This is a genomic window from Kitasatospora atroaurantiaca (assembly GCF_007828955.1).
Taxonomy (GTDB): Bacteria; Actinomycetota; Actinomycetes; order Streptomycetales; family Streptomycetaceae; genus Kitasatospora; species Kitasatospora atroaurantiaca.
The window spans coordinates 4013429-4027775 of record NZ_VIVR01000001.1; the positions used below are offsets into that span (position 1 = coordinate 4013429).

Annotated in this window: 11 protein-coding genes; 3 read left to right on the forward strand and 8 right to left on the reverse strand. The window is 71.8% G+C overall.

Annotated features, from left to right (window positions below; genetic code table 11):
* Nucleotides 1-13 precede the first annotated feature (13 nt).
* From FB465_RS18490 to FB465_RS18510, 5 genes are all read right to left on the reverse strand, one after another.
* Entirely contained in the window at nucleotides 14-490 is a 477-nt protein-coding gene (locus FB465_RS18490) for an HPP family protein (RefSeq protein ID WP_145792041.1), read from the reverse strand.
* Complete coding sequence (locus FB465_RS18495; protein ID WP_145792043.1) at nucleotides 487-1383, reverse strand: pyridoxamine 5'-phosphate oxidase family protein; 897 nt, start codon at nucleotides 1381-1383, stop codon at nucleotides 487-489. Before FB465_RS18495 ends, FB465_RS18490 begins: the two co-directional genes overlap by 4 nt.
* A gap of 3 nt (nucleotides 1384-1386) precedes the next feature.
* Nucleotides 1387-1860 carry a VOC family protein gene (locus FB465_RS18500; RefSeq protein ID WP_145792045.1) on the reverse strand — a complete coding sequence of 158 codons (474 nt, stop codon included), beginning with the start codon at nucleotides 1858-1860 and terminating at the stop codon, nucleotides 1387-1389.
* A 105-nt stretch (nucleotides 1861-1965) separates the two neighbouring features.
* Nucleotides 1966-2997 (reverse strand): hypothetical protein, encoded by a 1032-nt coding sequence (locus FB465_RS18505; protein WP_145792047.1) that lies wholly within the window; start codon nucleotides 2995-2997, stop codon nucleotides 1966-1968.
* A 236-nt stretch (nucleotides 2998-3233) separates the two neighbouring features.
* On the reverse strand, nucleotides 3234-5396 hold the full coding sequence (locus tag FB465_RS18510; RefSeq protein WP_145792049.1) for a protease pro-enzyme activation domain-containing protein: 2163 nt from the start codon (nucleotides 5394-5396) through the stop codon (nucleotides 3234-3236).
* A 200-nt stretch (nucleotides 5397-5596) separates the two neighbouring features.
* Here FB465_RS18510 and FB465_RS18515 point away from each other — a divergent pair, with 200 nt between their 5' ends.
* Complete coding sequence (locus FB465_RS18515) at nucleotides 5597-6145, forward strand: CGNR zinc finger domain-containing protein (protein ID WP_145792050.1); 549 nt, start codon at nucleotides 5597-5599, stop codon at nucleotides 6143-6145.
* Between the two features lie 21 nt (nucleotides 6146-6166).
* Here FB465_RS18515 and FB465_RS18520 read toward each other — a convergent pair whose 3' ends face one another.
* The gene (locus FB465_RS18520; RefSeq protein WP_145792052.1) at nucleotides 6167-7642 is read right to left on the reverse strand and encodes an FAD-dependent monooxygenase; all 1476 of its coding nucleotides are present in this window, start codon (nucleotides 7640-7642) and stop codon (nucleotides 6167-6169) included.
* A 107-nt stretch (nucleotides 7643-7749) separates the two neighbouring features.
* Between FB465_RS18520 and FB465_RS18525 the strand changes: the two genes are divergently transcribed.
* On the forward strand, nucleotides 7750-8988 hold the full coding sequence (locus FB465_RS18525; RefSeq protein WP_145792054.1) for a bifunctional glycosyltransferase family 2/GtrA family protein: 1239 nt from the start codon (nucleotides 7750-7752) through the stop codon (nucleotides 8986-8988).
* On the forward strand, nucleotides 8985-11102 hold the full coding sequence (locus FB465_RS18530; RefSeq protein WP_246192714.1) for an ArnT family glycosyltransferase: 2118 nt from the start codon (nucleotides 8985-8987) through the stop codon (nucleotides 11100-11102). Before FB465_RS18525 ends, FB465_RS18530 begins: the two co-directional genes overlap by 4 nt.
* A gap of 48 nt (nucleotides 11103-11150) precedes the next feature.
* On the opposite strand, the gene paaN is transcribed toward FB465_RS18530, so the two are convergent.
* Both paaN and FB465_RS18540 read right to left on the reverse strand, forming a co-directional pair.
* Complete coding sequence (paaN, locus tag FB465_RS18535) at nucleotides 11151-12851, reverse strand: phenylacetic acid degradation protein PaaN (protein ID WP_145792056.1); 1701 nt, start codon at nucleotides 12849-12851, stop codon at nucleotides 11151-11153.
* Between the two features lie 104 nt (nucleotides 12852-12955).
* Entirely contained in the window at nucleotides 12956-14221 is a 1266-nt protein-coding gene (locus tag FB465_RS18540; protein WP_425461189.1) for a hypothetical protein, read from the reverse strand.
* Between the last annotated feature and the right edge of the window lie 126 nt (nucleotides 14222-14347).

Here is a 14347-nt window from a genome sequence, read left to right on the forward strand (position 1 = left end):
TGTTGACGACGACTCACCAGTATTGCGGGTACCGCACCGCCGTACGCCCGGCCCGGCCGGCCAGGATTCCGACCGCCACCAGCAGGGCGGTGGCCAGCGCGAGCAGCGGCAGGAAGCGGGCGGCCGCGGGTGACTGCAGCACCACGATCACGGCGGTGGCCGCGGCCGGGGAGTGCGGCGTACGGGCCGCCGTCATCGCGCCCAGCGCCAGTCCGCCGGCCAGGGCGGCCGCCCAGGGGGAGCTGCCGACGGCCGTCAGGACGGCGAAGCCGGTGAGCGCCGAGAGCAGCTGACCGCCGATCACACTGCGCGGCTGTGCCAGCGGCAGCCCCGGTGCGCCGTGCACCAGGGCGGCGCTGGCGGCCAGCGGCGGGATGAGCAGCGGCTCGTCCAGCACCGTGCCGACCGCGACCAGGAGCAGCAGGGCGGCGACGGCGAAGGCGGTGGAACGGACGGTGGTGAGGCTCGGTGGCCTCGGCGGCGGGGTCATCGGGCGGCTCCGGGGACGGGCGGGTTGGCGGGGGAGAACTCGGGCTCGGTCCAGGTCAGCGGAGTCGCATGGGCGAGCTCCACGACCCGCTCGACGGTGAAGTCCACCGCGCGTCCGCCCTCCGGGAGGCTCCAGTCGACCCGGGCGCGGCCGGAGAGCAGCAGGGCCGAGCCGGTCTCCCAGTCGGGCAGCAGCAGGCCGGCCGCCGGGTTGAGTTCCAGATTGCCCAGGGTCATGAACATGCTGTTGCCCGCGTACTCGGGCCAGCGCAGCCGGTCGGGGCCGAGCACGGCGAGGAAGCCCGGGTTCCCGCCCCGGTGCGAGGCGTCGACCCGGCCGTCCGGGCCGGCCGTAGCGACGAAGAAGGTGTCGGCGGTCGAGACGGCCAGCTGCTGGGCGGTCGAGAGCCGGGAGCCCTCCGAGCGCACCTCGGGAGAGGGGGACGGGGCATCGAGCGGGCTTCGCCGCTGGATGTACTTGGGGCAGTTGGCGTACACCTGCTCGGCGGTGATCACCAGACCGCCCCGGCCGTCCGGCACGGCGCGGCCGTTGAGCCGCATCCGGCGCCGGCCGGCCGGGTCGAGCGCGATGGTGCCCACTTCGGCGGGGCCGCTCAGTACGGCCGCGAGCGGGTCGCCGGGTGCCGGGCGGGCGGCCACCTCGAGGGTGCGCTCGTCGGCGGCCCGGACGAATCCCGGCTCGCCGCTCAGCAGGGTGGCCCAGAGCCGGCCGCCCGGGTCGGCGGCGCCGACCACGAGCGTCCGGCGCTCCGCCAGGAACCGGGCGGCCACGGCGGGGATGGTGCTGCCGATGGACCGCCCGGCGTGGTCCGCCCGGTCGAGTACGCCCGCGCGCAGTTGCACGGCGCGTTCGCCGCGGTGGTAGGTGGTCATGGCCTAGAAGAAACCGCAGGTCGGCGCGGCGGCGGTGGGCGCGACGGCGGTCTCGTCGACGCCCTTCGGGGTGTAGATCTCCAGCCGGATGCCGTCCGGGTCGGTGAAGAAGATGCCGCCCGAGGCCGAGCCCTCGCCGTGCGGGACGACGCCCTCGTAGGCGAACTCGGCGCCCAGCTCGCGCAGGGTCCGCTCGGCGGCCTGCACCTCGGCGAGCGACTCGACCTGGAAGGAGAGGTGGTGGAGCCCGGGCCCCGCGGTGGCGAAGCTGCCGGTGCTCTGCTGCCAGAGGGTCAGCACCAGCTTGCCCTCGCGGGCCAGGAAGGCGTACCGGCGCTCGGGGTCGGTGCCCTCGCCGGCCGGCTCGAGGCCGAGGACCTGCTGGTAGAAGGCGGTGGAGCGGTCGAGATCGGTGACGTTGAGACCGATGTGGCCGGTCTGCAGGGTCTGGAGTGGAGCCGTGACGGTGCTGGACATGCCTGGACGCTCCCGTGAGGTATCGACTAACCGGTACTGAAGACAGTAGGGGTTAGAGGAACGAGGCGTCAACCATTACGGGATGTCTTACTGGTTAGAACGGAGCTACTCCCACTCCCAGCGGATACCGACCTGGCCCGGGGCCTGGTCCGGCGCGAGCACATGGGCACTGGCCGAGGCGCCGATCCACAGCTGCTGGCGGCGCTTGTCGGTCTCCTCGCCGGGCTCCCGGTCGAAGCGCTCGCAGTGCGCCGGCACGGCGGACGGGTCGAAGTGCACCTGGAGCACGTACTCGCGCACCGGCACCGCGAAGAACCGCGCGTAGTTGGTGGTCGGATCGCCGGGCGGGATCTCCACCTCGTACTCGAAGACCGTGCTGTCACCCAGCCCCAGCGGCCGGTCCAGCAGCAGCTCGGCCACCAGCAGCCCGATCTCGGGGCGGCGGCGGACCCTGCCCAGCCGGGCCTGCCGGACGGAGGTGATCTCCGGGCAGCCGGTCGCCTCGTCGTCCGCCTTGTGCACCACCAGGCAGCGGGCCACCCCGCTCACGGTGGCCCGGACGACCTGGCGCATCCGCAGCATGTAGCCGCGCTGCTGGGCGTCCACGAAGTACGCGTCGTGGATGCTGAGCCGCTCCAGCTCGCCGCTCGGCGGCGCGTCCAGCTCGGCGAAGACGTCGTACATCTCGCGCTCGCCGGGCCAGACGTCCTGCACCCGGAGGCTGTCGGAGACGGCCGGGGTCACCCAGCGTCCACGCGGGCGGGGCGGGCCGAGCAGGGAGGAGAGGGCGGCGTGCGGGAGCCCGAGCAGCTCTTCCAGCAGGTGGACGGCGCGCAGGGAGGTGGCGCGCTCCGGCTGGCTGCGCCCCCGGCGCCAGTAACTCAGCGTGGTGATGCTCACTCTGACGCCCTGTTGCGCCAGGGCGGCTCTGATCCGGTCCAGGCTGAGGCCGCTGGCCTCGATCGCGGCGTGCAGGGCCTCGGCGAAGCTCCCCGCCGAGGCGGGTACGGGGACGGGCACGGCCACGGGGGCGGTGTCGTCGCGGGCCGGGACGCGCGCGGAGCCGACGTCCAGGCCTTCACGGCGCTGGCCGACGAGCCTGAGCCGACCGGCGTGCTGCGGTTGCTGTGAGCCCATGCGGATACCTTCCCCACCAGGCGAGTTCGGTGGGAGCAGCCCAGCGCATGTGCGCCGGGATCTGGTCACCGAGCAGTGGGAACCCTACGCACGGTCGAGAGGCTACGTCATCAAGCTGGACATATGACAGTGGTCACGACAAAGATTCCGCAGGTCGGCGCATATTGAAACATTGTGGAAACAGAGGTGCCGGTACGGGGGGCACGCCCCGTACCGGCACCGGTACTGAATGTGTGTCAGGAAATGCTGAGCGCCGTGTCGTCGATCACGAAGCTGGTCTTCAGCGAGGAGTCCTCGACGCCGGTGAACTTGATGGTCACCGTCTGGCCGGCGAAGGCCGACAGGTCGAAGGACTTCTGCACGTAGCCGGTGGCGGCGTTCACGTTGGAGTACGTGGCCAGCGTGGTCGAGCCCGCCTGGACGGTGAGCTTGTCGTACGCGGTGCTGCCGGTCTCGGCGGTGTCGATGTGCACCCAGAAGCTGAAGGTCGCCTTGCAGCCGGCCGGGATGCTCACCGTCTGGGACAGGGTGTCGGTGTGCGCGCTGCCGTAGCCGTCCAGCCAGGCCTTCCAGGAGCCCGAGTGGGCGGCCTGGCCGGTGCCGTTGTCGATCACGCCGGAGGACGCCGTCCACGGAGCGGCGGTGCCGGTCTCGAAGCCGGCGTTGCCCAGCAGCTGGGTGGCGGTGCAGCCGCCCGACGGCGGCGGCGTGGTGTCACCGAGCAGGGCGGTGGTCAGGGCGTCGGCGACCGGGGTGCCCCAGCCGGTGACCTGGTCGTAGCCGGTCTTGGTGGAGAAGTCCTGGTTGGCGCCCGAGGTCACGTCGTGGAACGTGGTGCCGTAGCTGGTGCCGTTGGCCAGCGCGTACAGCTTCGGGTTGGCCTCGCCGAGGACGGCCTTGCCGGCCGCCTTCGCCTTCTGGTTGAAGAGGGCGGCGTAGCCGGACCACAGCGGGGCCGCGGCGGAGGTGCCGCCGTAGACCTGCCAGCCGGCCGAGCTGCTGCCCTGGGTGTAGATCGCGAAGCCGCTGGCCGGGTCCGCGTTGGAGGACACGTCCGGGACGGTGCGCATGGTGCCGGTGACACCGGTACCGGTCTGCCAGCTCGGCTTGGAGAACTGGGTGGAGACGCCGCCCCCTGCGGTACTCCACGCGCTCTCGGACGAGTAGGCGTTGCCGGTGGTGACCTTGAGGTTGGTGCCGCCGACACCGGTCTGGTGCGGGCTGGACGCCGGGAAGTCGACCGCCTTGACGGACGAGCCGCTGGTCGAGCGGGTGCAGTCGCGGGAGCCGTCGTCGCCGGACGCCGAGAAGATGCTGATGCCCTGGGCGGCGGCCTGCTTGAAGGAGTTGTCCACGGCCGTCATCGAGGAGGGCGTGGTGTCCGGCTCGCAGGAGCCCCAGGAGATGGAGATGACCGAGACCCGGTTATCCGCCACGATCTTGGCGGCCATGTCGATCTCGCCCTGGTCGCTGTTGGGGGCCTCGTAGACCAGCTGGGTGGCCTTGGGCGCGACGCCGCGGACGATCTCGCTGTCCAGCTCGACCTCGCCCTGGCCGCCGCCCGGCTTGCTGTCGTAGTTGGCGCCGTCCACCGAGACGGTGGTGACGGCCGGGCCCGAGAGGCCGAACTGGGTGTCGTAGGTCTGCAGGTTCGCCGACTTGTAGCCGTCGAACTCCCAGAGCGCGACCGTGACGCCGGTGCCGTCGGTGCCGACCTTGTTGAGGTTGTAGGCGCCGTTGTACTGGGCCGGGCCGAAGCCGCTCGGCGTCGCGTGGGGGGTCGACGCGTTCGGCTTGGCGATCCGGCTGGTGCGCACGGTGTGGTTGTTCAGGCCGGAGACGCCCTGGACCACATCGGCCAGCGAGGCCGGCACCGAGGCGGCGGCGTCGTTGGAGAAGAAGGTGCGGTTCTGCTGCGGGTCGACGTACGAGCTCTCGTGCGTGCCGAAGGCCTTGGCGATCTGCTCGGCGGAGCCGTGCGCGTTCACCACCTGGCGGTTGGCGCTGACGGACGAGACGCTCAGGCCCTGGGCGGTCAGGTACGAGCGGACCTGGTCCACCGAGGCCTGGGTCGGGCCGTAGCGGGCGTTGAACTGCTCCGGGGTCAGGTACTGGCCGAACTCGGGGGAGCCGGGCTTGCTCACCGCGGTGAGGAAGCGGTCGAGATCGGCGGTGTTGCGCAGCTTGAGGCTGACGGACACCGATATGTCCTGGGCGGCGGCGACGTCACCCACCTTCTGCGAGCGGGCCACCGCAGGGGTCACGGTGTTGGGCAGGGCCACCCGGGAAGCGGAGGCGTTGGGGATCGGTGCGGCTTGTGCGGTGGTGACACCCAGGGACACCACGGTCAGTGGCAGAACGGCAAGTGCCGAGGCAAGGGCGAGCGAGCGGGGTCGCACGGGCTCCTCCGGAAAGTGTGGGGCGTTCCGGGTTCGAAAACGCTTGTCAGAACTTCCCAGAAAACTTTCAGGAATAGGGCCATGCCCAAGCAATTGGTTGCTAAAAAACAGTCAAGTGTGGAATTTCGATTCATCAACAGAATGCGGGAATCTCCATACAGTGAATATGGTCCCGGTGGAACGGAGTTAGACTCGATCGCATGCCAGACCCCCGTGACCCGCGCCCGCTGATCGGCGAACCGCTCTCGCTCGATCTGCTCAACACCCGCTGGCGCGGCACGCCCGTCAACGACCTGCTCACCGACGTCGCAGGATACGAGATCTGGCTGGCCTCCGCAGGCCTCACCGAGCGCTGCCCGGCGGACGCGGCGGGCCTGGAGGCCGTACGCACCACGCGTTCCGCCATCGGTGAGCTGGTCCGCGCCGCCGAGGAGCAGCGCCCGGCCGAACTCGCCGCGCTCAACGAGGTGCTGCGGCACGGCCGACTGCGGCGGGAGCTCACCGAGGCCGGTCCGGTCGAGACGGTGGAGGTGGACAGCCCCGAGTGGCTGGCCGCCTGGCTCGCCGCCGACGACTACCTCGGCCTGCTGCGGCAGGGGGCGCACCGCATCAAGGCGTGCGCCCACCCGACCTGCATCCTGCACTTCTTCGACACATCGCAGAACGGCCGCCGCCGCTGGTGCTCGATGGCCGTCTGCGGGAACCGGGCCAAGGCGGCCCGGCACTACGACAAGGTCACGACTCGCTAGCGCCCTGAGCCGAAGGGCGAGTCACTGGGTTCCGAGCCATTGGGTCAGCGCCGAGCGCAGCTCGCCGCGGCTCGGGTCCACGGCGGCCCAGGCCGCGTAGCCGTCCGGGCGGACCAGCAGCACGGTGTCCCGGAGCTTGCCGTGCGGGTCGGCCGGCGCGGCCGTCACCAGCCGGTCCGCCCACGGCTCGGCCACCGACAGCTCGTCGTTGCTGATCAGCACGGCCTTCCCGCCGCGCAGCGCCTCGTGGAGCCGGGACGGGCCGCCGGGCACGTCCACCGCGAGGCGGAGGTCGGGAATGCGGCGGCCGACCAGGTGGTGCGAGTCCTTCGGCGCCGGGTACGCGATGCCGATCCCGGAGACCATACGGGTGCCGTGCTCGGTGACCGGGCCCAGGTGGCCGGCCACCGAGGTCAGCGCGCTGCGCAGCGCCCGGGCCGGGGCGGAGCCCGCCAGCGCCAGCCGAACGAGTGCGCCGGAGCTGCGCAGCACCGCCTTGCCGACCGGGTGACGCTCCGTCTGGTAGGTGTCCAACAGGGCGTCAGGAGCCCAGCCCTGGACGGCGGCGGCGAGCTTCCACCCCAGGTTGGCGGCGTCCTGCAGGCCGGTGTTCATGCCCTGGCCGCCCGCCGGGGAGTGGCAGTGCGCCGCGTCCCCGGCCAGGAAGACCCGGCCGGAGCGGTAGTTCGGCACCTGCCGCTCGTCGCTGTGGAAGCGCGACATCCACCGCGGGTCGTGCAGACCGTAGTCCTCGCCGAACACGGTGCGGGTGACGTCGACGATCTCGGCCAGGCTCGCCGGCGCGCTGTCCGGGAGCTGACGCGCGCGGTCCCAGGCGATCACCCGGTACCAGCCGTCGCCGAACGGCACCATGAAGGCGAAGCCCGCGTCGTTCGCGGCGACCGTCAGCACCTCGTCCGGCTCGCGCTCCAGCCGTACGTCGGCGAGCAGCACCGAACTGATCACCGACTCCCCCGGGAACGGGATGCCCAGCAGGTCGCGCACCGCACTGCGTACGCCGTCCGCACCGACCGCGTACGTCGCCCGGTGGGTCGTGGTGGCGCCGTCCGCCCGGACGTCCAGGCTGACGCCCTGGCCGTCCTGCCGCAGCGCGACCACCTCGGAGCCCCGCAGGATCGTCGCCCCGGCCTTCAACGCGCGCTCCTGGAGCAGTCGTTCGGTGTTGGACTGCGGGGTGATCAGCACGAAGGGGAACCGGGTCGGCAGCCGGCCGAGCTCCACCTGGAGCTGCCCGAAGAGCCGCAGCGAGCCGAGTGCCGTACCGGTGGCGATCAGGTCGTCGGCCAGGCCGCGGGCGTCCAGCTGCTCCAGCGTACGAGCGTGCACCGCGAACGCCCGGGTCAGATTGGACTCGGCGCCGCGCTTCTCGAGCACCGTCACGCGCAGCCCCGCGGTCGCCAGATCGCCGGCCAGCAGGAGCCCGGTGGGCCCTGCGCCGACGATCACGACATCGGAGGTCAGCTGCTTGTCGGACATCTGCCATCTCCCGGTGGTCGGAACAGCATTCGCGAGCGGGCCGGTTCTCAGCCCGCTCTCAGGCTTCCATCATCGCGGCCCCATCGAGGACTGTGAATCTCGCTGGCATGACACAGCCCGCAACGCGGGGCACGACGATGGTCGGCCCCCTCCCTGCCGAAGACGGGAAAGTCCGGACCAAGCTGGTCGAGGTGGTCGTCCCCGTCTACAACGAGGAACACACGGTCGAGCGATGCGTGCGCCGACTGCACGCGTACCTCTCCGAGACCTTCCCCTACCCGTACCGCATCACCATCGCGGACAACGCGAGCATCGACGGCACCTGGGCCGTGGCCGCCGCGCTGGCCGCCGAGATCCCGCAGGTCGAGGCCGTGCACCTGGACCTCAAGGGCCGCGGCCGGGCGCTGCGCCAGGTCTGGGGCGACAGCGACGCCGACGTGGTCGCGTACATGGACGTCGACCTCTCCACCGGTCTCGAGGCCTTCCTCCCGCTGGTCGCGCCGCTGCTCTCCGGCCACAGCGACCTGGCGATCGGCAGCCGGCTGCACCGCGGCTCGGCGGTGGTGCGCGGACCGAAGCGCGAGTTCATCTCGCGCACCTACAACGTGCTGCTGCGCGCCACCATGGCCGCCAAGTTCTCCGACGCCCAGTGCGGTTTCAAGGCCGCCCGGACCGACGTGGTCAAGCAGCTGCTCGGCGAGGTCGAGGACAACGCCTGGTTCTTCGACACCGAATTGCTGCTGCTGGCCGAGCGCTCCGGGCTGCGGATCCACGAGGTGCCGGTGGACTGGGTGGACGACCCGGACAGCCGGGTGGACATCGTCCGTACGGTGATCGACGACCTCAAGGGCATGGCGCGGGTCGCCCGCCGCTCGCTCTCCGGCTCCCGGCCGGATCTGCCCTCGCGGGTGCAGCAGGCACAGCTCCCGCCAGGCCTGGGCTGGCAGTTGGCGAGCTTCGCGGTGGTCGGCACGCTCAGCACCCTGGCGTACGTGCTGCTCTACCTGGGGATGCGTCAGCTGATGCCGGCGCTGCTCGCCAACGCACTGGCGCTGGGCATCACGGCCGTCGCCAACACCGCCGCCAACCGGCGCTTCACCTTCGGGGTGACCGGCAGTCAGGACGCGCTGAAGCACCAGGTGGAGGGCGGGATCGCCTTCGTCATCGGGCTGGCGCTGAGCAGCGGCGCGATCGGGCTGCTGCACCTGCTGCGACCGTCCGCCGCGCACTCCGGTGAGCTGATCGTGCTGGTGGCGGCCAATGCGCTGGCCACGCTGGTGCGCTTCCTGCTGCTGCGGGTCTGGGTCTTCAACCCGAAGCGGTCGAAGCGGCGGTCCGCCCGGTGAACCGACCCTGGTACCTGCGGGTGGTCCTCGGCCACCCCAACGAACCGCGCTGGGCGCGGCCTTCGATGTGGGCCGTCCTCGCGCTGGCCACCGTGCTGTACTGCTGGAACCTCAGCAGCAGCGGCGAGGCCAACTCGTACTACTCGGCGGCCGTGCTGAGCGGGACGAAGAGCTGGTCGGCGATGTTCTACGGCTCGCTGGACGCCGGTAACTTCATCACCGTGGACAAGCCGCCGGTGGCGCTCTGGCTGATGGTCGTGTCCTGCCGGGTCTTCGGCTTCGGCACGCTGCCGATGCTGCTGCCGATCGCGCTGAGCGGCGTCGCCTCGGTCGGCGTGCTCTACAGTGCCGTACGCCGCAGCTTCGGCCACCGGGCCGCGCTGGCCGCGGCCCTGGTGCTGGCACTCACGCCGATCAGTGCGGCGATCAACCGGGACAACAACCCGGACCCGGTGCTGGTGCTGTTCATGGTGATCAGCGCGTGGTTCTGCCTGGAGGCCATCCGCAGCGGCCGGCTGATGCCGCTGGTGTGGTCGGCGGTAGCCACCGGCTTCGCGTTCAACACCAAGATGCTGCAGGGGTACGTCGCGCTGCCGGCGCTGGTGCTGGCGTACGCGCTCTGCGCTCGGCCGTCCGTGGGGCGGCGGGTACGCAACCTGCTGGTCGCGGGTGCGGCGCTGGTGGTGTCCAGCGGGTGGTGGATGGGCATCGTCGCGCTGGTGCCGACGGCCGACCGGCCGTACATCGGGAGCAGCTCGGACAACACCGTCTGGGACCTGGTGATCGGCTACAACGGCCTCGGCCGGGTGCTCGGCGCCGACTCGCCGACCGGCATGGGCGGCGCCAACTTCGGCGGTGAGCCGGGGCTGCTGCGGATGGCCAACTCGATCCTGGGGACGCAGATCTCCTGGCTGATCCCGTTCGCCCTGGTGGTCCTGGCGGCCGGGCTGGTGCTGCGCGGCCGGCGGCCGCTGACGGACACCCCGCGTGCGGGGCTGCTGGTCTGGGGCGGGTGGATGGTGATCCACCTGGTGGTCTTCAGCTTCGGCAGCGGCGGGTTCCACCCGTACTACACGACCGCGCTCGGGCCCGGCATCGCCGGGACGGCGGGTGCGGGCGGCGCGATGCTGCTGCGGGCCTTCCGGGCCCGGCGGCCGAAGTGGGCGCCGGCCGTACTGCCGCTGGCCATAGGTGCCTCGGCGGTGTGGGCGGTGGTGCTGCTGCGGCGCAACAGCTCCTTCCACGGCGGGCTGTGGCTGCTGGTGCTGGTCGGCGCGGTGGGCGCGGTGGCGGCGCTGTTCGCGGCCAGGGCCCAGAAGGCGGCCGGGGCCTCGCGGCTGCGGGGCCGGCTGTACGGGGCGGGTGCGGGCGCGGCGCTGATCGCGCTGCTGGCCGGGCCCGCGGCGTACGCGGCGGCGCCGATGAGCGACGGCGGAGTGCAGGGCGTCAACCCGACGGCCGGACCGTCGAGCGGCGGCATGGGCGGTATGGGCGGCGGCCCCGGCGGTATGGGCGGTGGCGGCGGCCGGGGTGGTTTCCCGGGTGGCGGAGCCGCTCCCGAAGGCATGCGGGCTCCCGGTGACGGCGAGGGAGGCTTCCCGGGCGGGACCAGGTCTGAGGGCACGCCCACGGGTGAGAGCGGTGCACCGACCGGAGGCATGGCCGGTGGCAGCGGCATGGCCGGCCGCGGCGGTATGGGCGGCGGCGGTATGGGCGGTGCCGACTCCAAGATGATCTCGTACCTGGAACAGCACCAGGACGGCGCCACCTGGCTGGTCGCGACCTCGCGGGCCACCTCCGCCGCGCAGATCATCCTGCAGACGGGCAAGCCGGCCATCGCGACCGGCGGCTTCAGCGGCTCGGACCCGGCGATGACGCTCGACAGGTTCAAACTGCTGGTGCAGCAGGGGAAGTTGCACTACATCCTGCTGGGCGGCGGTATGGGTGGTGGCGGCATGGGCGGCGGCGGTGGCGGCCGGAGCAGCTCCGGCCTGGAGTCGTACGTGACCTCCAGCTGCACCCTCGTCAGTGCGAGCGAGTACGGCAGCACCGCCTCAACCACAACCACAACCACGCAGCAGAGCTCGTCCGAGCAGCTCTACCGCTGCGGCTGAGACTCCGGTGGCCCGTTCCCTTCCCCCGGGGAGCGGGCCACCGGTCTTTCAGCTGTGCCGCCGGACCTCGACCACGCGGAACCGGTTGGCGACGAACGCCCCGTCGCAGTAGGCCGAGTTGGCGGCCGGGTTGGCGCCGGTGCCGTGCAGGTCGGAGAAGGCCGCCGTCTGGTTGGCGTACACCCCGCCGGTCAGGTTGAGCGAGAGCGAGACCCCGGCGTCCAGGGAGGCCTCCACCAGCGCCGCCTCGACCTCGGGCGACACGGTGTACCCGGCGGCCGTCATGGCGCCCTGCTCGCGCACGGTGCGCCGCATCAGCTCGACCGCCGCCTCCGCCGACTCGACGGCCACCGCGAAGGACACCGGGCCGAAGCACTCGCTCAGGAAGGTCGCCCGGTCGTCCGGCTTGTCGGCGTCCACCTTGATCAGCGCGGGCGTCCGGACCGTGGCCGCCGGGAACTCGGGGGAGGTCACCACCCGCGGCGTCAGGGCGAGTTCGCCGTACTCGCCGCCCGCCGCCTGCACGGTGCGCTGCAGCACGCCCGGGTTGACCACGGCGCCCAGGATCGCGGCGGCCCGCGCGTCGTCGGCGAGCAGGCCCTCGATGGCGGCGGCGAGGTCGGTCACCACCTCGTCGTAGGACTTGCCGCCCTCCTCGGTGGTGATGCCGGTGCGCGGGATCAGCAGGTTCTGCGGGGTGGTGCACATCTGGCCGCTGTAGAGCGAGAGCGAGAAGGCCAGGTTGGCCAGCATGCCGCGGTAGTTGTCGGTGGAGTCGATCACCACCGTGTTGACGCCGGCCTTCTCGGTGTAGACCTGGGCCTGCTTGGCGTTGCTCTCCAGCCAGTCGCCGAAGGACGTCGAGCCGGTGTAGTCGATGATCTTCACCTCGGGCCGCACCGCCAGCACCTGGGCGATGGTCGAGCCCTCGTGCTCCGCCGCCAGGCAGACCAGGTTGGGGTCGAAGCCGGCCTCGGTCAGCACCTCACGGGCGACCCGTACGGTGAGCGCGAGCGGCAGGGTGGCGCGCGGGTGCGGCTTGACCAGCACCGGGTTGCCGGTGGCCAGCGAGGCGAACAGGCCGGGGTAGCCGTTCCAGGTCGGGAAGGTGTTGCAGCCGATCAGCAGCGCGAGGCCGCGCGGCACCACGGTGAACTCCTTGACCATGCTGAGCGGGTCGCGCTTGCCCTGCGGCTTCGTCCAGCTCGCGCTCTGCGGCAGGCGGGTCTGCTCGGCGTAGGCGTACGCGACCGCCTCCAGTCCGCGGTCCTGGGCGTGCGGGCCACCGGCCTGGAAGGCCATCCCGTACGCCTGGCCGGTGGTGTGCATCACCGCGTGCGCGAACTCGTGCGAGCGGGCGTTGATCCGGGCCAGGATCTCCAGACAGACCGCCGCGCGCGCGGCCGGACCGGCCGCCGCCCAGGCGGGCCGCGCCGTCTGCAGCGCGTCGATCAGCGCCTCGGCCTCGGCGTGCGGGTAGCTGACGCCCAGCTCGATGCCGTACGGCGAGGACTCGCCGCCGACCAGCTCACCATCGGTCGGCTGGCCGTCGATCGCGAAGACGCTGCCGAGCACGGCCTCGAAGGCGGCCCGGCCGTCCTCCGTCCCGGTCTCGCCGTACGCCTTGGGGAACTCGGGATAGGGCGACCAGTAGTCGCGTGACGCGGAGGCGGCGAGGGCGCCGGAGAGCGTCTCCTGGTGACGGTCGATCAGTTCGGCGACGAAGGGGTGAGCGGCCGCTGCGGTCATGGTGCGCTCCTCTAAGGGGCGGACGGGACACCTCTCAGCGTAACCGAACGATCGGTCGGGACAAGCCCCCATCCCGATGCTTCTGCCCACGGATTCGCAGCGGCCTACGGCACGCCGAGCTCGAAGAGGACGTAACCCGCGAACCAGCCGGACGCGATCGCGGTCGAGCCCAGCACGGTCGCCAGCGACGGCAGGCTCAGGCGGCGGAGCGCCACCGCGACCGGCAGGAGGAGCGGGAAGGCGGGCAGCAGATAGCGGGAGGTGTTGCCGAAGATCTGCTGGCTGCCCAGCACCAGGACGACCGTGACCAGGGTGTAGACGACCAGGAACACCGGCGGTCGCAGCCGGATCAGCAGCACGGTCAGCACCGGCACCGCGAAGACCAGCAGCGCGCCGATCAGGTCCTCGGTCGGGAACGAGAACAGGTAGTCGGTGTGCCCGTAGAGGACCCCGCGCAGCACGTTCAGCGTGTGGTTCCCGTAGTCGAAGTAGTGCAGCCAGGCACCGCGCTGGAGGGTGAAGTAGCCGGTCAGGTCGCCCATCCGCCAGCCCACCCAGACGATGTACCCGGCTAGGCCGAGCGGGGCGATGACCATGGCGGCGAGCGGGCCGGTGACGCCGTCCCGGCCGCGGTACAGGGCGACCATGGCGGCGACGCCCAGGGCGGCGATCAGGGCGGTGGCGGTGGGCCGGTTGAGCCCGGCGACGAAGGTGATCACCCCCGCGGCGAGCCAGCGGTGCGTGAGCACGGCGTAGCAGGCCCAGGCGGCCAGCGCGACGAAGAGCGAGTCGGAGTAGACCGCCCACTCGGCACCCGAGCCCGGGAAGACGCCCCAGAGCGCGGCGGCGATGACCCCGGTCCGCCGGTCGGTGAGCTTCGCGGTGATCGCGAAGATGCCCGCGGCGGCGGCGAACGAGGCGAGCACCGAGATCAGCATGCCCGCGCCGTACAGGCCGAGGCCGGTGCAGTCGGACACCAGCCGCATCAGGCCGGGGTAGAGCGGGAAGAAGGCGGCGGAGTTCTGGTCGTGGGTCAGCCACTGGCCGGTGAGCGGAACGAGCTGCGGGTGGTAGCCGTTGGCGGCGACCTGCTCGTACCACCAGCCGTCCCAGCTCTGCAGGACGTCCCAGGAGTGGGCACCCCCGCCGAACCGCGGGTTCTTGGCGCGGAAGTCCCCGGAGGCGTCCAGCAGGCGCATGAAGACGAGGAAGCCGACCAGCTTCACCACGCCGTACGCCGCGAGGGCGGGGGCGAACCGCCGTGCCGTGGCATTCGTCCACCGGGTGCGGCCGGGGGCTTCGGGATCGGGCTTCTCGGGCTGCTCGTCCTGCGAACGTTCATCCACCGATGTGTGGGATATCGCGCTCATTGGATGGTCCCCGCCCGCGGTCGCTTCGCCTGTCGTCATTGGCCCTCACACTGTCCCGCGAGCCTACGTCATCGGGCAATGCCGCTCCCGTGGCGTGAGTGTGTGCGCACGGTCCGTGCGGAGTCC